Genomic DNA, 20,398 nt, shown 5'->3' with positions numbered 1-20,398 from the left:
CAGCCTGGTGTCGGCTGCCCGACGGTTCATACCAGATCGCGAATCACCGATCGCATGTCCGGATCGCTCAGCGTCTCTGTTGTGTGTCTCCTCTCGTTTGGTACCGTGATCGCTCAGGTGGTGCCTGTCGCTGCTATCGCCGCTGTCGTGGCGGTACTGGCTTTGCTTCCGACGATCGGCTGGCTGCTGTCGGGTGTTTTGCTTCGACAAATCCGCGTCAACATGTCTGGCTCTCACGACGTGCGGCTGCTCGCGTACGCGGCTGTGCTCGTTATCCCCGCCGCTGGCGCTTGGCTGCTCATCCCGAGCCGATCGTGGGACATCGCCTCACCTGTCGTCGTTCTTGTGGGAGTCTGCGTCGGCGGCTGCATGTACGCTGCCGATCGGTGGCTGTGGCGGATCGCAGCCGGTAGACCCTCCATAGATCGCGTCTATAGTATTTCTGAGGCGATCGCTCGGCTCGCGGTCGTGCCCAGCGAGGAACTGCTGTACCGTGGCCTTCCAGTATTGATTTTTCCCACAGTGGCGGTCTCCGACCAAGCCCTCAATTTCGCGTCCACAGTGGGTGGGTCCGATCCAGCCCACAATCTCGCATCTACGGTGGCGGTGTTCGATCCAGCCCACAACCTCGGGTACACTGGCGGCTATATCCTCTTGTCAGCACTGTGTTTTGGCATTGCTCACGCCTACGCCGGTCGCCACGAAGTCGTCTTCAAAACGTGGAACGGGTGTGTGTACGCGATCGGGTACCTGTTGACTGGGTCGATCGCGGTGCCGATCGCACTCCACGCTGGATACAACCTCGCCTCGATCGCCGGAGTTGGCATTCGCCGATCTTAGCCGACCAGCCCACAGTCGACAGTGCGTACGAGCTGTGTTCGTGGTTTCGGTCCCTGTCTCGCTACGGATATGGATGCGGCTTCTCTGTCACCTGCTCGCCGTCGAACGCGGGATGTGCCCGTGGGAGGATCGCTGGCGGCGTGAGCGGGACGAGTTCTGGAATCACTACCCGGGCAACGGCGATCCCGGCGGCTGCAGCGTCACGCGTTGTGAGGTCGAACGCGATCGGCGTACAGCCCGCTTCCGACAGCGCTGAGAGGACAAACTGCAGGTCGCTGCGATCGGGTGCTGTCTCGATGTCGAATGCATCTGCGATCGACGCCATCTCGCCCTCAAACATGAATGACACCGCCGATTCGTGCTCTGGTTGGCTGTAGTACAACACGTTCTCGTCGAAGTTGTCGACCGCCGCGGCTGCATCGAGCGCCTCAAGATCATGTTGGGTTGCCATGTAGTTGGCGTAGGGCCACCCTTGTGCGACCTCGTTGAGCGCGTCGGCGATCGCTGCCGGGGGTCTGCGAGCCGCGCTGCCACCGGTGACGAAGGTCGGCCGCTCGTCTCGATCGTTCGTCAGCGTCGCCCCAACTGTCGGCACGTCGACCGGCGAGTCGTAGGCGAAGACGCGCGCAGAGAGGGTCCGCCGATCGACCCGTGCCAAGGCCTCGGCGATCGGCCCGCTTTCGGGAACCGACAGCTCGGTTGGTGGCTCCTGCCGACACCACATGCGCATGAATGCGTCTCGTTCAATACACTCGTAGATCGCCCGACCGATCGCGTCCTCGAGATCGATCCCGGCTGCGGTTCCGTTACTGCTTGCCGGGAAGTGCTGGGGGACAGTCTCTAAAGAGCCCACACGCATCCAGACGAGTTCCGCGGGTACCGAGACCGATTCGCCGGTCAGCAGGTTTCGTCCGGTCGTCCACAGTAGTGGCGTCTCGACGCTTAGCGGCGCGAGGGTATCCCCACGCTGGTCGGCTGTGTACACGTCGAGATAGCGCCACTCGATCGGGTTTCCGTCGATCAGCCGATCGTCATAGCTCGCTGTCTCAAGTGACTCCCGTGCTGGCGGCCAACAGAGACAGTAGCGCTCGATCGCCTCCCCGAGTCCAGTCGTCAGGGCAGCCGACAGCGTCGTCCCTTTGCCGCTCACACCCAAATCTAGCTCGCCGTCGATACCAACCAGTCCGGCGAAATCCGCCATCTGTGGAACCGTCAAAAACGCCTCGGGATCGCCTCTGGCCCTGTGTGACAGGTAGAAATCCGAGATGAACCCCGTCCGACTCCCGAGGAGTCGACGGTGTCTCGCCGACAGCGGCTCTTCGGGTCGATCGACTCGGAGGCTCATTCGGCCTCGACCCCGTCTGTGACCCTCGCCGAGGCCGATTGATTGCCGCTCACTTCGGTGGCGGCTTGTTCGTCGGTCCGCTCGGGCGTTTCCGCGTCTTTGAGCTCGCTCGCGTGGACCACGTCATCCATCGAGACGAACCGCTGGACGTCCTTGCCCGGCTCGACGCCACAGCACGCACACCGCGGCAAGGTGAGCACGTCGTTGGCTTCCATCGAGAGTTCCAGTGAGTCGATCGTCACGACCCGCCCAGCAGTGTAGCCGGTCCCGTACGCGAGGTGATGGACCAATTCCATCGCCGCAAAGCCGGCGACGAGCCGTGAAAACGCCGGGAGCGTTGCTGTCGACAGCTGTTCATCGCTGTCGAGCGACGATCGATACGCGTCGTATCCGTCTGTGCCGACGACGTTCGATCGCGTCCGCTCCTCAAAGCACTGATAACAGGCGGTTTCGCCCGGATAGACTGTCGGTCCAATGATGCCGTCGAAGCCGTGGATTTGCACCGGAATCAGTGGCGTTTCGGTCGACAGTGCGAGTTCGTTGAGATCGTTGACGAGTGGCCGCGGTCGATCGGCGGTGTATACTACGGCATCCACCTGTTCGACCAATTCTGGCAGCGACGGATCGTCGTGGTAACGAAGCCGATCGTCGTTAATCTGTGGTGTGGGGCCGCGTAGCTGGGTAAAATCGACCGAGCCAATTCCCATCTCAAGCAGGTCCGTGGCGATCGCCTGGCCCATCCGATCGCAGGCGACGACGAGGACGGATCGATCGCTGAGACGCTCACGCTCTGTGTGCTGGAAGCGATACTTGAGTGCGAGATGTGCCCACGTGTCGGAGCCTTCGTCCACTTCTCGAATGATATGGTTCTCCGCAAATCCGGCGAGTAGCGACTCGATCTCTTCGCGATTTTCGTCGCCAAACGCCTCATACAGCGCCGCCACCGTCGTCTCGCCGTCGATCAGATCGAGCAGCCGTCCCAGCAGTCGATCGCCGTCGGTGTCGCGCACGGTTACCGCGGGACCGCTCCAGGGACCACCGCGGACGTGCAGGGTGTTCTCGTCGACCTGTACTGGGACGAACGTCGGAGTGAATTCGATAACGCTGTTCGGTTCGAACGGAACTGTCTCGTTAGTTGCCATTGGTTTCGTAGAGATTCGGTTGGTCATTGCACTGTTCTGCCTGGGTGCGGCGGTGTCGGATCACGTTTCCTCCGGGCGGTGGCCGATCGACATCGAGGCGATGACGGCTTCATTTACCCCGTCGATACCGAGGAGGTCATTCACCCGATCGTCGTAAAAACTCGCCAGCGGAACCGCGGCGAGTCCCATCGCTTCGGCGACGAGCAGCAGGTTCTGGCCGGCGTAGCCGCTTTCCTGGAGCACGAACCGATAGCCACGAGGGCCGTATTTTGCGGTTGTCCTTGGGAACGCGCCTGTCATGAACAGCGTGATCGACGTCTCCGTGTGGTCGAATACTGCCGCTGGTGTCGCAAAACAGTCGTCGATCGGCTCGGTGTACGAGTCAGCCTCGCCAGCGTCGAGGTGTCGAAGCGCGTGTCGTTCGGGGACATAGTAGTACAACCCCGGTGACAGAGCTTCGCCTGCCCGTCCGATCGCCACGTAGAATTCGACCGGATACAGTGCGCCGCCGGATGCGTACGCCCGAAACCGCTTGGTAACTGCATTAAACGAGTCTTCGGACGGGGCGATCGATCGCTCGCCTGTCACGCCGAGAGCGTGTCCGAGCAGCGTCCCGAGCTCCGAACGTGAGAGCCCATCGGTACTGTGCGTGCGCCGACTCCGCCGTGATTTCAACACGGTTTCGATCGGCACGTCGAGGGCTTCCGGTTCGGGAAGATCAACGAGCGGACGATCCTCGTAATCCGGCACCATCGCCGCTTGTGCGTACTCGATGCTTGGATCGTCGGTGAATAGTCCAGCGGACTCTCCGAGTGCTAACCCGTCGTGATCGGTGTACTTCGTGTTCTCGTGATACAGCTCGGCGATGTCACCCGGTCGGAACGACCGATCGGTAAACCGCGCAAAGTGCGAATCGAGAAGCGTTGTCCGCGCAGGGGCGTACGTTTCGCTCATCGTTCGCCTGAGCTGTGCGAGTTCTACGTCCATGTCCGAACAGGAGTGGATTCCTGTTCGGACTTAAATTACAGGCGGCGGCCGCTTCGTCGTTCGATCGCGCAATTCGTGCGATGGAGTTGACGCTGCGTTAGTTCGTTGAGACCGTCGTTGAGGTCGTCGTTCCACGACACGTCGACGTCGTGCAGGTCGAAACGCCGCCTTCGATCGGTGCGACACCAGTTTCAGATTCGTGTTCAATTTCGAGCTTCATGGTAAACGGCGATCGACCAGACGGGCGAGGTGATAAAAAAACGACGTCGAATTTTGTCTCACACACCACTTTGTGTCCCACAGTCGGCGGTGTGGCCACCGTGAATTTAAATCAGATTATGGGTCCCAGAGGAAACCATGCGGCCACACACCACCAGTGCCGGTCTCTCGTCATCGGCCCGGCAAACGATCGCACAGGCGACCGGCTTCGGCTATCGATACGTCCGCGCGTTGGGGCATCGCCCGATTGGACTGCTCTGGATCCTCGGATTTCCCGCGGCGTTTTATGTGATCACGATCGCGACGTTCATTGACTTCGGCTCGATCCCCGAGTCCCACCACGGTGCGGTTCGAGCGACGACCGCCTTGAGCTATGGCGTCTTCGGTGCGGTGTTGGTTTCGCTAACGACCGTTAGCGGCGGCCTCCTCGCCGATCTTGAGACCGATCGGACCGCTGTGTACCGCTCGATCGGCGTCTCACCGCTGGCTGATTTGCTCGGTCGCGTGGGGTCTGCGATTACAATCGCGCTCGTGTCTATCGGTGTTGTCCTTCTTGTAAGTCTGTTCACCGACGCGACGTACACGTTCGATCCGGCATCGATGCCGATCGTCGTGGTGGCAGTTCTCGGTAGCGTCTTACCATGGATCGTCATCGCGTACGCGATCGCGATCGTCACCGACAGTCGACGATACGCCACGCTCGTCGCGATCAGCCTCGCGCTCGCGTCGTACTTTGCGACGGGGTTCAACGGAACCGTCCCGACATCGTTCACCGCTGATCCCATGTGGTTGAACTTCCTCCCAAATACGCTTTCGACGCGCGTGCTCGTCGCACACGCGGTTGGGCTCGAAGACGCTGCGGCGGCGGGGCTCACGCCACCGTCGCTCCCAACCGCTCGCCGATCGCTTGGATTGCTCGCCGGCTACGCATTCGGCTCGCTGTTGGCGCTGTATACGATCGGTTCTGCACGACTCTATGACGGAGGGTTCGAATGATGGCGTCGGCAAACCTCACGCCTTCTGCGTCCGGGCTGATCGCGCGAGCGGCGTCTCTCCGCGTCGACATCGGGTCCGAACGCATCTGGTCTGGCGTTGACCTTTCAGCTGAGCCGGGTGACACGATCGCCGTGATCGGCCCCAATGGGGCCGGCAAATCGGTCCTATTGTCCTGTCTCGCCGGTGCGCACGATCCCGACAGCGGGACCATCGAGGTCGTCAATCCCGGCGTCGGCTACCTCCCACAGGCGGATCTCCTTCCGACGTCGCTCACCGGCCGCGAGGCGGTCGCGTTTCTCGGTCGGATCGATTGCCGTCTTTCGGATCGGTGGATCGATCTCGCCGAAACGTTTGACATTGCACACGCACTCGATAGGCCGCTCGATTCGTACTCAATCGGGATGCGTCGCAAGCTCGAACTCGCCAGCGTGCTTGGGACTGATGCAGCGCTGTACGTCCTCGATGAGCCGACCGCCGGGTTGGATCCAGAGAGCCTTCCGCTGGTTCGGGAGGCAATCGCCGATCGAACCGCCGACGGCGCGGCCGTTGTCTATTCGAGCCATCGGCAAGACGATATTGACGCGGCCGATCGCCGGCTTCTCGTCGAAGAGGGCAGGGTTGTCTCAGCAGAATCTCGTGAGGTTGAGCCGTGACTGCGGCGCATTCAGGCGATCTCGCCCCGCGATCACCGCTCGAATCGCTCGATCGGCTGCTCCACCAGCCTGTACGGCTCCGTATCGTGTGGTATCTGTACGAACACGGCGAAACAGAGTTTTCAACCCTCTGTGATGACCTGTCGCTCACCCCCGGGAACCTTCGGTGCCATACTGATCGGCTCGCCGAGGCGGACTGTCTAATTCGCGAAAAGACGATTGGCGAGAACAGGCCACGAACCCGCTATTGGCTCACGCCTACCGGGATTGAACGGTTCGAATCCCACCAGCGAACACTCGGGGCAATCGCCGCTACTCGCCACGGCCGCTGCCGATCGCCGGCAGTCCACCACCAGTAATCGACTGTATGAGCGATCCAACGACGACGTAGCCGAACACGAGGACGGCGACACCGACGAACAGCGATCCGAAGAGCACGCTGATCGCGCTCAGCGGGTCGGATAACATGACGTCCTGGACGAAAATCCGCGGCATTTCGATGAGGTCACTCACGAGTCGGGACACGAACGCAACTGCGTTGCTCATACCTGCGTTTGGCACGCCTGGTATTTGTGTGTTGAGCTTTTTCGACTCAGTTGACTCGATCCACGGCGTGTTCGTCTCTGCCACTCGGAGCCGAACGGCTTTCGTGTCCCGGTACCCAATCGAGGAACAATGAGCACTCTGCAGTGGATTCTCATCGGGGTTCTCGCCTATGCCCTCATCGCGACGTGGCTCCAGCGGACCGGTTTCCTCCCGGAGTCAGTCAGGGTTTCGGGGCCACTGACGACGATCCACACCCAGCGCGGAAAGATTTTCCTCGACCGGCTCGCCCGTCACAAACGGTTCTGGCGGGCGCTTTCGAACGTCGGCGTGGGTGTCGCCCTCGTCATCATGTTCGGGACGTTTTTTGTGTTGATTATTCAGGCGGTGTCGATCGTGCAGTCACCGCCGCCGCAGTCAGCATTTCAAAATCCCCAAAACGTCCTCGTTATCCCCGGCGTCAACGAATTTTTGCCGCTGAGCGTTGCCCCCGAAATCATCTTCGGACTGTTGGTCGGGCTCGTCGTTCACGAGGGGGGCCACGGCCTGTTGTGCCGAGTTGAGGATATCGATATCAGCTCGATGGGCGTCGTCTTGTTTGCGTTGTTGCCGGTCGGTGCCTTCGTCGAACCCGACGAAGAGAGTTCTCGGCGGGCGAACCGGGGTGCCCGGACTCGGATGTTCGCCGCCGGAGTGACGAACAACCTCATCGTGACGGCAGTCGCCTTTTTGTTGTTGTTCGGTCCCGTTGTCGGCGCGATCGGCGTCGCCTCCGGTGCGGCTGTTGGGGGGACGTTCCCCGGATCGGCAGCGGACAACGCTGGGATCGAAGCGGGCGATCGGATCACGGCGATCGACGGCGAGCCGATCGAAACTGAGGACGACCTCACCGCGTTGCTCGAATCAACGTCAAGCGAGACGCTCGCCGTCGAACTCAACGGTGAGGAGCCCGTCCCGGTCGATCGATCGATGCTAGTCACGTCGATCGCAACGGACTCACCGTTTGCGGCCGGAGATGGTGGTGGGGATGGCTTCTCGATCGAGGAGACGATCGTCGCTGCCAACGGCCAACCCGTCGCCACCGAGGCCGGCCTCCGAGACGCGGTGGGATCCGAGGAGATCGTCTCCCTCGAATCTGATACCGGTACGACTGTCGAGGCACCCCTCGGCGTCTTCGCGACGGCGATCGATGACGGCCCGTTAACGACGGCCGAGGGCGGGTTCGATTCCGGTGATCGCCTCGTTATCACGCAGGTCGCCGGCGAGCGGACGATCGAGGCCGGCGATCTCGGGGCAGCATTGTCCGACTACGAACCCGGTGACACTGTCGAGATTGTCGCCTTCGTGGACGGCGATCGCCGGGTTGTCGAGATTACGCTCGCGGAGAATACCGACGGGTCCCCGCTCATTGGAGTGACGAACATTCAGGAATTCAGTGGGATCGGCGTCAACAGCCTCGGCGTAACCAGTTACCCCGCTGAGACATTCCTGTCGATTCTTGGCGGCGATCTCGGCGGCGGGATCGGAGTCGTGATGCTATTTTTGCTCGTGCTTCCGTTCTCCTCGCTCATCCTTCCGGACATCAATTTCAATTTTGCGGGGTTCGTCGATGCCAACGCTGGATTTTATGAGGCCGTTGGTCCACTCGCCGTCCTCGGTGACGGCGGGGTGTTTTTGCTCGCGAATCTGCTGTTTTGGACCGGCTGGATCAATATCAACCTCGCGTTGTTCAACTGTATTCCAGCGTTCCCGCTCGACGGCGGTCGGATTCTTCGGACGTCGACAGAGGCGATCGTCTCGCGGCTCCCGATCGGTGAAAAGCCGATGATCACCCGTGCGATCACGACGAGTATTGGGCTCGTGATGCTCGTGAGTCTTATTCTGATGATCTTCGGGCCACAGCTGTTGAATTAGCTTTTTTCCCGGCTCAACGGGTCTCGTCGCAGCCGTATTTGTCTTTGAACTCCTCCGGTGTGAGATCGATCCGCTCGAAGGAGCCGAAGTCCCGCTCGTGGTGGCGGGTGATCTGTTCGACGATCCACGCTGAGAAGGTCTCATCGAAACACCAGCCGTCGTTCGATCGCGTCTGGAAGCGATCGTCGGTCGCAAACGCGACGTAGACGTGATAGAAGCCGAGGATGACATCTGCAAAGTCGCCAGCGTGGGTGCCGGCTTCTTCGCGCTTTTTTTCGAGTTCTTTGCGGCCTGCGTCGGTGAGCGCGAAGTACTTGCGATCGGGTTCGTCGGCCCGTTCGATGCGCTCGGCCCAGCCGTTGTCTTCGAATTTGTAGAGAATCGGGTAGACAGACCCGTAGGAGGGCTCCCAGTGGCCACCGCTGATCTCGGTGATCTCTTTGAGCAGTTCGTAGCCGTAGCGCGGCCGCTCCTCGAGCAGTTCAAGGACAATATAGGAGATTAGCCCCTTTGGCGGGCCGCTTTTTCGCATTACCCCTACATCTCCGATCAGTTGTGAAAGCGTTTCGGTCGGGACAATCCGATCCGCTTCTCGCCAGTGCGACAGCCAACTCTGACCGAGCAGATCGTCTCTGGGCGAGAAAACACGCAAGTCACAAGCCGATCGCGATCGAACCCTGTGTATGGCTCAACCCCCACAGACCGAGGAGGGCTGGTACGTCCTCCACGACCTCAGAACCGTCGACTGGGACGCGTGGCGTGAGGCTCCCGCTCACGAGCGCGACCGCGCCGTACGTGAAGGAATGGAGTATCTCGAAGCGCACGAATCTGTTTCGGATGCTGCAGAAGGCGGGTCGGCGATTTTTGCGACCCTCGGGCACAAAAGCGACCTCCTTCTGGTCCATCTTCGACCGACGCTCGACGACCTCTCTCGGGCAGAGCGGCAGTTCGAGCGGACCGCGCTGGCTGGCTTCTGTGAACAGACAAGCTCGTACGTCTCTGTGACTGAGGTGTCTGGGTATGTCTCAACGGAGTACTTCGACGGCGATCCAGAGGACGTCGACGCTGGGCTCAGACGCTACATCGAAGGTAAGCTCAAACCTGAGCTTCCAGACGACGGGTACGTCTCGTTTTACCCGATGAGTAAACGCCGCGGGGAGACGCACAACTGGTACGATCTCGACTTCGAGGAGCGCGCCGACCTGATGGCTGAACACGGAAAAACTGGCAAGGAGTACGCCGGTAAGATCAAACAGATCATCTCCTCGTCGGTCGGCTTCGAAGCCCACGAGTGGGGTGTCACGCTGTTCGCTGACGATCCCGTTGACATCAAAGACATTGTCTACGAGATGCGATTCGACGACGTGAGCTCGAAGTACGGCGAGTTCGGCGACTTCCACGTCGGCCGGCGGTTCCCACCGCGAGACCTCGGCGCGTTTCTTGAGGGTGAGATGGTGCCGGCAGCCGATGGGCCTGCCGGTGACCACCCCCACGCCCAAAGCGGGACAAGCGATCATCCGCACGGTGGCAGCCACGGCACCGATGGCGACAGCCCGCACGGCAGCGGCCATGGAGCTGACAGCGATAGCCCGCACGGCAGCGGCCATGGAGCTGACGGCGATAGCCCGCACGGCAGCGGCCACGGAACTGACGGCGATAGCCCGCACGGCGAAGGCGGACACGCCTCCCACGGCGATGAGCACGCTCACAGTGAGTCCGAGGCGGACGAAGCGGCCGATGGCGATATCCGTGGCGAACTTGCGGATCTCAACATCTACGCCGGGCAACCGCACGGCGAAGACGTCTACGCGACGGTGCTGTACTCTGAAGCCGATGTTGCGGAGCTCTTCGAGGAGGTGGCCGACCTTCGCGAGAGCTTCGATCACTATCCAACCCACGTCAAAACAGCCGTCTACACGGCAACCGATCGCGATCGCGCGGCTGTCGTCTCGATCTGGGACACCGAAAGCGCCGCCGAGACGGCCGCCGGATTCCTCTCGGAACTGCCGGACGTAGTCGAGCGCGCTGGCGAGGAGTCCGGCTTCGGGACGATGGGGATGTTTTACACGACCAAACCCGAGTATCGCGAGGAGTTCGTCGATCGCTTCGGCGCGGTCGGCGAGCTACTGGCTGAGATGGACGGCCACCACGACACCGACCTGATGGTCAATCGTGAAGAAGCGACGGATATGTTCATCGCGAGCCAGTGGCGATCGAAAGACGACGCCATGGCGTTTTTCCGCAGTGACGACTTCCGTGAGACCGTCCAGTGGGGCCGCGATGTGCTCGCCGATCGGCCGCGACACGTCTTTTTGACCTGATAGTGGATTGATATTCGCGAAATCCTCACTCGATCGTTCCGAATGCCCTTGGCGGACGTCGATGTCCTGCCGCTTGCTCGTATGCGTACGCGAGTTCAAACAGTCGAGGCTCACCGAACTCCCGGCCCAGCAGCTCGAAGCCAACGGGGAGACCCTCTTCGGTGCATCCTGCTTGCACGACAATCGACGGAAGGCCGGTATGCGCTGATAATTCGCAGTTCAATTCACCGAACGGTTGGTGCTTTGGAATCCGGACGGGTGGAACTGTCGACGGCGGATACAAGAGCGCATCGAGGTCTGCTTCCACCATCCGTCGCTCCGTGTCTATCCTGAGCTGTCGACGCCGATCGAGTCGGCGAAGATACCCGAGGTCGTGATCTAGCCCTTCGACGTCAGTAGCAAGAATATCGCTGTCTGCGATCCTCGCTGCGACTGACGGCGTGATCAGCCCCGATTCGACGATCGATTCGAGCGATTTGAACGGGGCATCCTCGCCCAGTTCAGTCAAGTAGGCATCGAAATCACGCTTGAACTCGTACTGAAGTACCCGTGCAGACTGCAGATACCCGGTCTCTGCTACCGCTACTGGATCGACGATGGTTGCTCCAGCGGCTTGGAGTTCATCGAGAGCAGATTCAATCGTAGCCGTCACTGTTTCGGCTTCCTTTTGCGACGCGCTTGCTTCGTCCTGTAGGCCAAAGAACTGCCGAACGACACCGATTCGTGCTCCCTCGAGGCCGTCCTCGTCGAGGTGAGAGACGTACCCACCTTCGGGTACACGACCGATGCCCCTGGCCGAGACAGGGTCCTCGGAATCGTAACCACAGAGCACGTCGAGCATTCGCGCCGCGTCTTCGACGGTACGGGTGATGGGACCAGCAGTGTCCTGCGTCTCACTCAGGGGAATGATACCCGAGCGACTCACGAGCCCCCTCGTCGGTCGGACACCAACCAAATTATTGAATGCGGGCGGCGATCGGACGGACGAACAGGTGTCTGAACCCGTACCGAGCACCCCAAGATTTGCGGCGATCGCCGCTGCGGTCCCACCGCTTGAGCCGGAGGGGCGTCGGTCGAGCGCGTAGGCGTTTCGGGTCTCCCCGCCCAGAGAACTGATAGTATCAACGCCGAAGGAAAGCTCCTGTAGGTTGGTCTTTGCGAGGATGATGCCACCGGCCTCGCGCAACTGTGCAACGACAAATGCGTCAGTCGGAGGAACTGACTCCGCGAGAGCTTTTGACCCCGCTGTCGTCGGCATATCACTGGTATTTTGATTGTCTTTAATTAGCATTGGAATGCCGTGGAGTGGCCCGACAAACCCCTCCCGGTTAAACTGTTCGTCGAGCCTCTGTGCTCGTTCGCGCGCACGATCGTTGACGGTCAAAATTGCGTTCAACTCGTCGTCGAACGCATCGATTCGCGCGAGGTAGCGCTTTACGAGAGCCACCGCAGTAAGCTCTCCAGCTTCCATGGCCTCGTGAACGTCGCTGACGGTCGCCTCAGTGACGTCGAATGTGTGGGTGTCCGTTGTTGATGGCACAGTTAACAGAGTTCTGCCTGCAGGGGATATAATACCTACGCACCAACGGAATTCGGCACAATAGTGGACAAGTGACGTATATTACCCACGATTGATGACTTACCGCTCAATTCGATCGTTCGTCAACCGTCTCGATGGAAGATACGTGACCGTCAAGATAGATTCCCAGTTCATCCATAACTTTTTTTCTGCGCGAGCCAGGTGCTCCCACGTCGTCGTCGGAGAGAGGTCAAGACGGTTGCCAACTTCTGCGATCGTGGTCTCTCGGTTCGGCTGGTAGTAGTTGAGTCGGATGCTCGTGCTGAGTACGTCGAGTTGCCGCTGTGTAAGTGAATTAATAATTTTTGACACCTCGAGTTGTCTGGTGGCTTCTGTGTTTTCTAATTCGACAGTCCGAACGAGCCGTACTGTGTTTTCATCCGCTTCGATCGTTTCGATAACTTCTTGCATCGAATCATCGCTTGTGAGAAACAGCGACCATCGCTCCCACCCGCCACAAATAACGGTTCCTGACCGGTAGTGAACGCCGAGATCGGCCAGCAACTCCGAGATACTGTCCCACTTTCGACTGTCGAAGGTCAACATTGCGAGTACCGTCGATCGATCAACTGCGGTGATCGGTTCAACCGCAATGATCGGTGCTTCTCGCTCGAAATCCATTAAAAACCCTTGAATAGATTCTTCGGGGCCAGTAAACTCGATGATGCGTCGCCGCTCATCTGCCGCGCCGGTGAGAGAGGACATCGATCGAAGCGTCACGTCCGGATACTTGGCGCTCACCTCGCTCTCGGGTGCGTCGTGGTGCCGTATTTGAAGCGTGACTTCTCGTAGAGTCATACAGAATCTTAGCATATCGAACGCCCTGAATATTGATAAGGATTTGCACACTGGTGTCCGCAGTGGTGGTGCCATCGTGGAGTACGCGATGTATTTCAAACTACCAGCGGCTGAAGGCAACGCTGCCGGATGGCTGGTGCGAAAATTTCCCAATGAATGGTATTGTTTGACCTTGCGTAAGTTGCCGGGACCACCACGGTGGCCTCCAAATTCTTGAAATAATATGAGACTATTGTATATGGCTAAAATTTTTATTTATTCATTATTTATAGTACTAATCAAATATGTGGATATAAATTACTGGTAATTGTAGACAAATATTCTGCTATAATTGGCTTTGATTTATATCGCCGAATATATTTGGTTCTATATTCTTGTCTTTTGAGTTAGACCACATGCTTAGGTATGTCTAAGAGAAGCGCTGACACACCAACTGACGCAGAACGCAGCGGTCCCACGGTTGACCGTCGAACAAGTATGAAAATTCTGGCTGCCGCCGGACTGACCGGAGCGGCCGGTTGTCTGGGTGGTGGCGGTGGCTCCGAAGACGATTCTGATGGATCGGACGGATCTGATGGATCGGACGGGTCCGACGGTGACGTCCAAACCGGCGGCCGCCTCCGTGCCGGTTGGTTTACCGGCGATGTCCAGACGCTTGACCCACCATTCGTTGGTGTCGGCCAGCACTTTCAGATTCATGACAATATCTTCAGCGGTTTGGTCCAATTAGAGCCGGACCTGAGTTTCACCGGCGACCTCGCGACTGACTGGGAATCTGAAGATGGTGGCTTGAGTTACACCTTCGAACTTCGTGACGATGTCACCTTCCACAACGGTGACGAGTTTACTGCTGAAGACGTTCGGTATACACTCCAACGAAACTTCGAGGAAGAGGCCCCCCAGACGATGTCTCGACTCTCAGACCTCAAGCCAGTTGACGAAGACGGGGTCGAGGTTGTCGACGACTACACCGTCACACTCAATTTCGAGGAACCGGTGTCTGCTCTCCTTGCGCACCTCACCGGTGGCCCTGGGCGTGCTGCATCGATCATTAACCAGACGGCGTACGAGGAGATGGGTGCGGACGACTACGCACTTGAACCTGTTGGGACCGGACCGTTCGAAGTTGTCGAGCACAGTCCTGGCTCAAATATCACGCTCGATGCGTTCGACGACTACTACGGCGAGGACGAGGACGGCAACGCACTTCCGTACCTAGACGGTGTCGATATCGAACTCATTAGCGATCCGAGCACGCTCGTGAATGGGCTCCGAGGTGGTGATCTCGATATGATCAACCTCGTTCCCCACGAGAACGTCGAAGAACTGGAGGGTATCGACGATATTGAGATTGAATCCACTCTCGGTAATACGTGGAACGGACTGCACCTCAACGTCAGTCGCGGTGAACCGTACAACAACAGAGAGGCTCGCCTCGGTATCGCGAAGGCGATCGACAACGAAGCGCTGGCCCAACGGGCGTACTTCGGCTACGCAGAGCCCGCCACAGGCGTCTTTACCGATGTCCCGGCGTGGATTAGTAGAGACGCCGATGAAAAGCCAGACGATCAGGCGTACGATCCAGAACGCGCCGAAGAATTACTTGAAGAGTCGGGAATGATGGATCACAGCTTCTCGCTTATGTCTGACTCCGAGGGACTTCGAGCGACGCGCGTTGTCCGAGACCAGTTGCGCGACGTCGGCCTTGACGTCGAGGTCGACCAGGTCACGACATCGACGTTCTGGGAACGATACCAAGAGGAAGCGGACTTCGATGGCGTCATTTCTGGCACGGTAGATAAACCAGATCCGGAGGAAACCGTCTGGAACTACTACCGACTGCCTGACGACGGTGGCGTCTGGAACTACGAGGAGTACGAAAACGAGACTGTCCACGACCTTCTCGAAGAACAGCGCCGAGAGACTGATGAGGAGGCACGTGCGGAGATTCTCCACGAGATCGAAGACGAACTCATCACCGACATCGCAGATGTCTACCTCGTCCACATCGAAGATCTCACGAGTTATTCATCCGCTGTGCAGAATTTCACCTTTATTCCGTCCTTCCTCCGGAACTTCTCCGGCGTCTGGCTGGATGAGTAAGTTATGAAAGCGTACATTGCCAAACGAATCGCGTACGGGATCTTCGTCATGTGGCTCGTCGCTACGGTGGTTTTTTTTGGTCTCCGGGCGATTCCGGGCGATCCAGTTCGAACCATGCTTGGTCCCGAAGCGACCGACGATGCCGTCCAGTCGCTTCGAGCCGAACTCGGACTCGATCAGCCAATGCACGTCCAGTATATTGACTGGATGACAGATCTCGCGATGTTCGAGTTTGGGCGAAGCATCACGAAGGGTGGCCCCGTTTCGTCGCTACTGGCTGACGCCGCACCAATGACACTTTCGATCGGACTGATCGGACTCGTTTTCGGGATGTCTATCGCGATACCGGCCGGTATCTTGAGTGCTACGCGAAAATACGAGGTGGAAGATTACGCCGCGACGTTCATCTCGTTCATGGGGTTGTCGATGCCTGCGTTCTTCATCGGCATCCTCCTCGCCGTCGTTTTCGGCGTCTGGATCGACCTGTTACCGATCTTCGGGTACGTCTCGATCACCGAGGGATTCTTCCCGTGGCTGGAGAGTTTACTTCTCCCCGGAATTGCTGTCGGTCTGCCGTATGGTGCGATCGTTATGCGGATGATGCGCTCTTCGCTCCTCGAGGTGATGAACGAACCGTACATGAAGACCGCACGCGCAAAAGGGGTTAACGGGCGAGTGCGACTCTACAAGCACGCGGCTCAAAACGCGTTGATTCCCGTCGTGACGATCGCCGGCATCCAGACGGCACTGCTGCTCGCTGGCAGCGTTACCGTCGAGATCGTCTTCGGTATTCAGGGGCTTGGACAGCTCCTCGTCGACTCGATCCTCGACAAGGACTATCCCGTCACACAGGGGGTCATCCTCGTGGTTGCCGGGATCCTCGTGTTCACGAATATCGTCGTTGACCTCCTCTATACGGTGCTTGATCCACGAATCCGCTACGGAGGTGAACAAACGTGAGCACATCGCAGTCACCGATCGATGCCAAGGCAGACGAGATCGATGACGTCGAAGAACATCTGACACTTCGGAAGCGGCTTTGGGGGACACTCAAGCGGGATAAGAAATCGATGCTGGGGGCAATTGTTATCCTCTCGTTCCTATTGGTCGCAATCTTTGCTCCTTACGTTGCCCCGGTCGACCCCGAACAAGAGTACGGCATCATGGAGCCGCCGAACACCCACTCCGAGACTGCCGACGGAGAGGCGTACCATCTTCTCGGCACAGATTCGTACGGATACGATATCTTTTCACGGATTATTTTCGGTGCTCGTATTTCACTGCTCGTTGCACTGGTAACCGTGCTTTTCGCCTTTACCACCGGGACAGCCATTGGACTCGCTGCGGGGTACTACGGCGGCTGGATCGACTCGCTCCTCATGCGCTACGTCGATTTCCAGTGGGCATTTCCGACGCTGATACTCGCCGCGGGGATCATCGCTGTTTCCGGGAGCCTCGGGGTGATCAATGTAATCATCGCGGTTGGCGTCGCGTTCATCGATGACTTTGCCCGATTGGTCCGCAGTGAGGTGCTTTCTCTCCGTGAAAAAGAGTACGTCGTTGCTGCCCGAGCGATCGGTATGAGTGATCGTCGAATTATGATCAAAGAAATCCTCCCAAACGCCGTTGCATCGCTCATTGTCCAGGTTACATTGATGATTCCTATCGCAATTCTCGCGGAGGCGTCCCTTTCGTTCCTCGGCCTCGGTGTACGGCCGACGACGCCCACCTGGGGGCTCATGCTCAACGAGGGTCGCCAGTTCATCACGCAGGCGTGGTGGCTAAGTATCTTCCCCGGGTTCGCGATTATGATCGTCGTATTGGCGTTCAACGCCTTCGGCGACGGACTGCGGGACGCATTCGACGTCAAAGAAGGGGAGGTGCTCGACCGATGAGTCTCCTTACAGTCAAAGGATTGACGACCGAATTCCACACGCGACGGGGTGTTGTCACCGCGGTCGACGACGTCGATCTCACCGTCAACCGCGGCGAGCTCGTTGGTCTCGTCGGCGAGAGTGGAAGCGGCAAAACCGTACTCGCTGAGAGCGTCGTCGGGCTCGTCGAAGAACCAGGGGTCGTGACCGCAGACTCGATCGTCTTCGATGGGCAACGTCTCGACCAACTCACGGAGTCGGAGATGCGGACGCTTCGCGGCGGAAAGATCGCGATGGTGTTCCAGGATCCGATGACGAGCCTGAACCCAACGATCTCCACGGGCGAGCAGATCGCAGAGGCTGTTCGGCTCCACAACGACACGGGTGAATCGATCAGTCTGCCGGCCGAACTGAAACGCAAGATCTTCGGCGCAGCCAAGGACACCGAATCCTGGCGGCGCGCGATCGAACTGCTCGAAGAGGTCGGGATCCCCGAACCGAGCGTCCGGGTCACGGAGTACCCACACGAATTCTCGGGCGGGATGCGCCAACGTGTAATGATTTCTATGGCACTGGCCGGTGAGCCAGATCTCTTGATCGCTGACGAACCGACGACGGCGCTCGACGTGACCGTACAAGCACAGATTCTTGAGGACCTCAAGTCCTTGAGCCAGGAATTCGACACAGCAATCTTGATGATTACCCACGACCTGGCGGTTGTCGCAGAAACGTGTGATCGGGTTAATGTCATGTATGCTGGAAATATTATCGAACGTGCACCGGCTGACGAACTGTTCGCCAATCCCCAGCATCCGTATACCCAGGGACTGCTCGCAAGCACGCCCCGGGCCAACAAGCGCCGGAAACTGGATCCAATTCCAGGGAACGTGCCTGATCTCACAAACATCTCGTACGCATGTCATTTCGCTCCACGGTGTCCTGAGTCGACAGCGGAGTGTTACGACGTGGAGCCCGAGTTCAGATCGATGGGGCCAGATCATGTTGCGGCATGTCTCCAGAGAGATCCAGAGGTGAGCGATCGTGAGTGACTCCAGTCTCCAAAGCGATGACGGAGAGCCGCTGCTTACAGTTCGAAACCTGAAGAAACACTTCGATACATCCACCGGACTGACGGATAGACTTCTCGGTGGTGGACAATCTGTGAAGGCGGTCGACGGCGTCGATTTGACGCTTCACGAGGGCGAGACGCTCGCGGTCGTCGGTGAGTCAGGCTGCGGGAAGAGCACACTCGGACGTGCGATTCTCAATCTCCACCAACCGACCGACGGGACTGTCCGCTACGGCGGTGAGGATATCACGCACCTGTCTGGCAAAGAAATGAAGCCCTATCGCCAGAAACTCCAGCTCATCTTCCAGGATCCGCTCTCGTCGTTGAATCCACGACAAACGGTCAACGAGATTATCAGCGCACCGATGGAGGTGCACGGAATCGGTGATAGTGCGGCGGACAGACGCGAGCGTGTCGAGGAACTCCTTGTGCAGGTTGGGCTCAAAGAGAGCCACGCCGATCGATACCCCCACCAATTTAGCGGGGGCCAGCAACAGCGGGTCGGCATTGCCCGCGCGCTCGCGCTCGAGCCGCGGGTTATTGTTGCGGATGAGCCTGTTAGTGCGCTTGATGTAAGTGTCCAAGCACAGATCCTCAATCTCCTCTCAGAGCTCCAGTCGTCGTATGGACTGTCGCTGCTGACGATCACCCACGACCTGTCGGTAGTGAGCCAGATCGCCGATCGAGTCGCCGTCATGTACCTCGGCGAGATCGTCGAAATTGGTCCGGTTGAACAGATATTCGAACGTCCACAACATCCATACACGAGGGCGCTGCTTTCGGCGGTTCCGCGGATCGACGCCGCAGATCGCACCGATCGCATTCTCCTCAAAGGTAGCGTGCCGTCACCAATTAATCCACCATCCGGATGCCGTTTCCACACGCGGTGTCCCGAGGTAATCCCTTCGTCGGCGTGGCCGGGCAATCAGTCGACGTTCCGCGAGGCATTCCGGTTTTACAACCGACTCTTACACGAGGAGCTTGAGATTGATCTCGTTCGCGAGCGACTCGAGAACGAAGGACGATCCACCGACACTGACACGGTGGCAACGCAGTTGCTCGACGAATCGTTCCAGATGCCGATCGAAGAGCTCCCGGATGACGTACAAACAGTCATGTACGAGATTGCCAGACATCTCATCGAGGACAATCGCGAACAGGCCATCGAAACGGCCCAAGGCGTGCTGGACTCGCCGTGTAAGCAATCGAAGCCGGAGATGCAAGTCTCGGGTGCATCACAGGCGTCCTGTCATCTGCTCACTGCGGAGGTGACTCCAACCATCTCTCCGGAGTAATTCACTCAGCGGCGTTCGATTGGCGCTGCTTTACCCCCAATCACCGTCGAGCGGCGGGTTGCGCTGCAGCACCATTCCAGGCTCGCGATCGCCCCACTCTTCGTCTTTTGCCTTCGCGAGTTTGTACACGCGGCGGAGTTCTGCGACCGGATCGTCGTGGTCGTCGACCCTGACATCGTGACACACCTTCGGCCCTGTTGGGTCATAGATTTTAATCGCTGTGCTCTGTGCATTGGGTGCACGTTTGTCTCCACCTGCCGCCTCTCCGGCTTCGATCGCGGCCAAGAGTCGTTCGGCAAGCGGGTTGTCCGCAGCTTCCTCAAACGTCTCGGCGATCGCCTCGACTACCCGCTCACCGGACAACATGTTCCCGGCGACGGTGTACCCGTTTCCAACACGGCTCCCAAACCATTCGACACAGTTTTCACCAGAGTGAACCGTTGTGTTTCCGTTACGATCGACTCCGTGGATCTGTCTAACGTCCGGGTCGTCTTCTTGTCGGAGTACCGACGCCACGGCATGATCGACGCTTGCTCCCCGATCGAGAAGCCGCTTCGCGACGACGCCAAGTGGGATATTCACCGTCGCCTGTGTCGAGACGACGCCGTTTCGTGACAGACACGGTGCGAGCGAACCCACCGCCGGTGCCTTCGTTGCAATCGCGACTCCGTGGCATTCGCCGTCAGTTGCACAGATCGAATACGTCATGCATCACTCTAC

Annotated in this window: 20 protein-coding genes; 11 read left to right on the top strand and 9 right to left on the bottom strand. The window is 58.8% G+C overall.

Features of this window, described 5'->3' with window-relative positions; all coding sequences use genetic code 11:
* The first annotated feature begins 54 nt into the window (after positions 1–54).
* On the top strand, positions 55–840 hold the full coding sequence (locus E5K03_RS03315) for a CPBP family intramembrane glutamic endopeptidase (protein ID WP_138004942.1): 786 nt from the start codon (positions 55–57) through the stop codon (positions 838–840).
* A 61-nt stretch (positions 841–901) separates the two neighbouring features.
* Here E5K03_RS03315 and E5K03_RS03310 read toward each other — a convergent pair whose 3' ends face one another.
* The 4 genes from E5K03_RS03310 to E5K03_RS17655 form a co-directional block, all read right to left on the bottom strand.
* On the bottom strand, positions 902–2,185 hold the full coding sequence (locus tag E5K03_RS03310; protein ID WP_138004941.1) for a YcaO-like family protein: 1,284 nt from the start codon (positions 2,183–2,185) through the stop codon (positions 902–904).
* Entirely contained in the window at positions 2,182–3,327 is a 1,146-nt protein-coding gene (locus E5K03_RS03305) for a TOMM precursor leader peptide-binding protein (protein WP_171006581.1), read from the bottom strand. Before E5K03_RS03305 ends, E5K03_RS03310 begins: the two co-directional genes overlap by 4 nt.
* Positions 3,328–3,387: 60 nt before the next feature.
* Positions 3,388–4,314, bottom strand: coding sequence for a SagB/ThcOx family dehydrogenase (locus tag E5K03_RS03300; RefSeq protein WP_205742944.1), 927 nt, complete (start codon positions 4,312–4,314; stop codon positions 3,388–3,390).
* Between the two features lie 97 nt (positions 4,315–4,411).
* The gene (locus E5K03_RS17655; RefSeq protein ID WP_265338708.1) at positions 4,412–4,534 is read right to left on the bottom strand and encodes a hypothetical protein; all 123 of its coding nucleotides are present in this window, start codon (positions 4,532–4,534) and stop codon (positions 4,412–4,414) included.
* 137 nt (positions 4,535–4,671) lie between these two features.
* Here E5K03_RS17655 and E5K03_RS03295 point away from each other — a divergent pair, with 137 nt between their 5' ends.
* From E5K03_RS03295 to E5K03_RS03285, 3 genes are read left to right on the top strand one after another with little or no spacing between them, the layout of a single operon-like run.
* Positions 4,672–5,529, top strand: a complete 858-nt coding sequence (locus tag E5K03_RS03295; RefSeq protein ID WP_138004939.1) for an ABC transporter permease — start codon at positions 4,672–4,674, stop codon at positions 5,527–5,529.
* Complete coding sequence (locus E5K03_RS03290) at positions 5,526–6,182, top strand: ATP-binding cassette domain-containing protein (RefSeq protein ID WP_138004938.1); 657 nt, start codon at positions 5,526–5,528, stop codon at positions 6,180–6,182. The genes E5K03_RS03295 and E5K03_RS03290 overlap by 4 nt, the downstream gene beginning before the upstream one ends.
* Positions 6,179–6,541 (top strand): transcriptional regulator, encoded by a 363-nt coding sequence (locus E5K03_RS03285; RefSeq protein ID WP_138004937.1) that lies wholly within the window; start codon positions 6,179–6,181, stop codon positions 6,539–6,541. Before E5K03_RS03290 ends, E5K03_RS03285 begins: the two co-directional genes overlap by 4 nt.
* Here the strand turns inward: E5K03_RS03285 and E5K03_RS03280 are convergent.
* Positions 6,495–6,728 carry a hypothetical protein gene (locus E5K03_RS03280; protein ID WP_138004936.1) on the bottom strand — a complete coding sequence of 78 codons (234 nt, stop codon included), beginning with the start codon at positions 6,726–6,728 and terminating at the stop codon, positions 6,495–6,497. The genes E5K03_RS03285 and E5K03_RS03280 overlap by 47 nt on opposite strands.
* A 129-nt stretch (positions 6,729–6,857) precedes the next feature.
* On the opposite strand from E5K03_RS03280, the gene E5K03_RS03275 reads away from it, so the two are divergent.
* The gene (locus E5K03_RS03275) at positions 6,858–8,639 is read left to right on the top strand and encodes a site-2 protease family protein (protein ID WP_138004935.1); all 1,782 of its coding nucleotides are present in this window, start codon (positions 6,858–6,860) and stop codon (positions 8,637–8,639) included.
* Positions 8,640–8,652: 13 nt separating this feature from the next.
* On the opposite strand, the gene E5K03_RS03270 is transcribed toward E5K03_RS03275, so the two are convergent.
* A complete protein-coding gene (locus E5K03_RS03270) occupies positions 8,653–9,171 on the bottom strand; it encodes a PadR family transcriptional regulator (protein WP_138004934.1) in 519 nt (172 codons plus the stop codon).
* A 151-nt stretch (positions 9,172–9,322) separates the two neighbouring features.
* On the opposite strand from E5K03_RS03270, the gene E5K03_RS03265 reads away from it, so the two are divergent.
* Complete coding sequence (locus tag E5K03_RS03265; RefSeq protein ID WP_138004933.1) at positions 9,323–10,960, top strand: heme-binding protein; 1,638 nt, start codon at positions 9,323–9,325, stop codon at positions 10,958–10,960.
* A gap of 25 nt (positions 10,961–10,985) precedes the next feature.
* On the opposite strand, the gene E5K03_RS03260 is transcribed toward E5K03_RS03265, so the two are convergent.
* On the bottom strand, positions 10,986–12,500 hold the full coding sequence (locus tag E5K03_RS03260; protein ID WP_240729924.1) for an amidase: 1,515 nt from the start codon (positions 12,498–12,500) through the stop codon (positions 10,986–10,988).
* Positions 12,501–12,599: 99 nt separating this feature from the next.
* Positions 12,600–13,337 (bottom strand): helix-turn-helix domain-containing protein, encoded by a 738-nt coding sequence (locus E5K03_RS03255; protein ID WP_138004932.1) that lies wholly within the window; start codon positions 13,335–13,337, stop codon positions 12,600–12,602.
* 405 nt (positions 13,338–13,742) lie between these two features.
* Here E5K03_RS03255 and E5K03_RS03250 point away from each other — a divergent pair, with 405 nt between their 5' ends.
* Genes E5K03_RS03250 through E5K03_RS03230 form a run of 5 tightly spaced genes read left to right on the top strand, consistent with a single transcriptional unit; the run spans position 13,743 to position 19,678 of the window.
* Positions 13,743–15,440: an ABC transporter substrate-binding protein gene (locus tag E5K03_RS03250; RefSeq protein ID WP_138004931.1), complete on the top strand. Its 1,698-nt coding sequence runs from the start codon at positions 13,743–13,745 to the stop codon at positions 15,438–15,440.
* A 3-nt stretch (positions 15,441–15,443) separates the two neighbouring features.
* Positions 15,444–16,400 carry an ABC transporter permease gene (locus tag E5K03_RS03245; protein WP_138004930.1) on the top strand — a complete coding sequence of 319 codons (957 nt, stop codon included), beginning with the start codon at positions 15,444–15,446 and terminating at the stop codon, positions 16,398–16,400.
* On the top strand, positions 16,397–17,335 hold the full coding sequence (locus E5K03_RS03240; RefSeq protein WP_138004929.1) for an ABC transporter permease: 939 nt from the start codon (positions 16,397–16,399) through the stop codon (positions 17,333–17,335). Before E5K03_RS03245 ends, E5K03_RS03240 begins: the two co-directional genes overlap by 4 nt.
* Complete coding sequence (locus E5K03_RS03235) at positions 17,332–18,363, top strand: ABC transporter ATP-binding protein (protein ID WP_138004928.1); 1,032 nt, start codon at positions 17,332–17,334, stop codon at positions 18,361–18,363. Before E5K03_RS03240 ends, E5K03_RS03235 begins: the two co-directional genes overlap by 4 nt.
* Entirely contained in the window at positions 18,356–19,678 is a 1,323-nt protein-coding gene (locus E5K03_RS03230) for an ABC transporter ATP-binding protein (RefSeq protein ID WP_138004927.1), read from the top strand. Before E5K03_RS03235 ends, E5K03_RS03230 begins: the two co-directional genes overlap by 8 nt.
* A 30-nt stretch (positions 19,679–19,708) precedes the next feature.
* Here E5K03_RS03230 and E5K03_RS03225 read toward each other — a convergent pair whose 3' ends face one another.
* A complete protein-coding gene (locus E5K03_RS03225; RefSeq protein ID WP_138004926.1) occupies positions 19,709–20,386 on the bottom strand; it encodes a DUF1028 domain-containing protein in 678 nt (225 codons plus the stop codon).
* Positions 20,387–20,398 lie beyond the last annotated feature (12 nt).

This window comes from Halalkalirubrum salinum (assembly GCF_005543295.1).
Taxonomy (GTDB): domain Archaea; phylum Halobacteriota; class Halobacteria; order Halobacteriales; family Haloferacaceae; genus Halalkalirubrum; species Halalkalirubrum salinum.
Note: the sequence above shows the minus strand (reverse complement) of the source record. Positions and strands in the feature narration are given on the sequence as shown.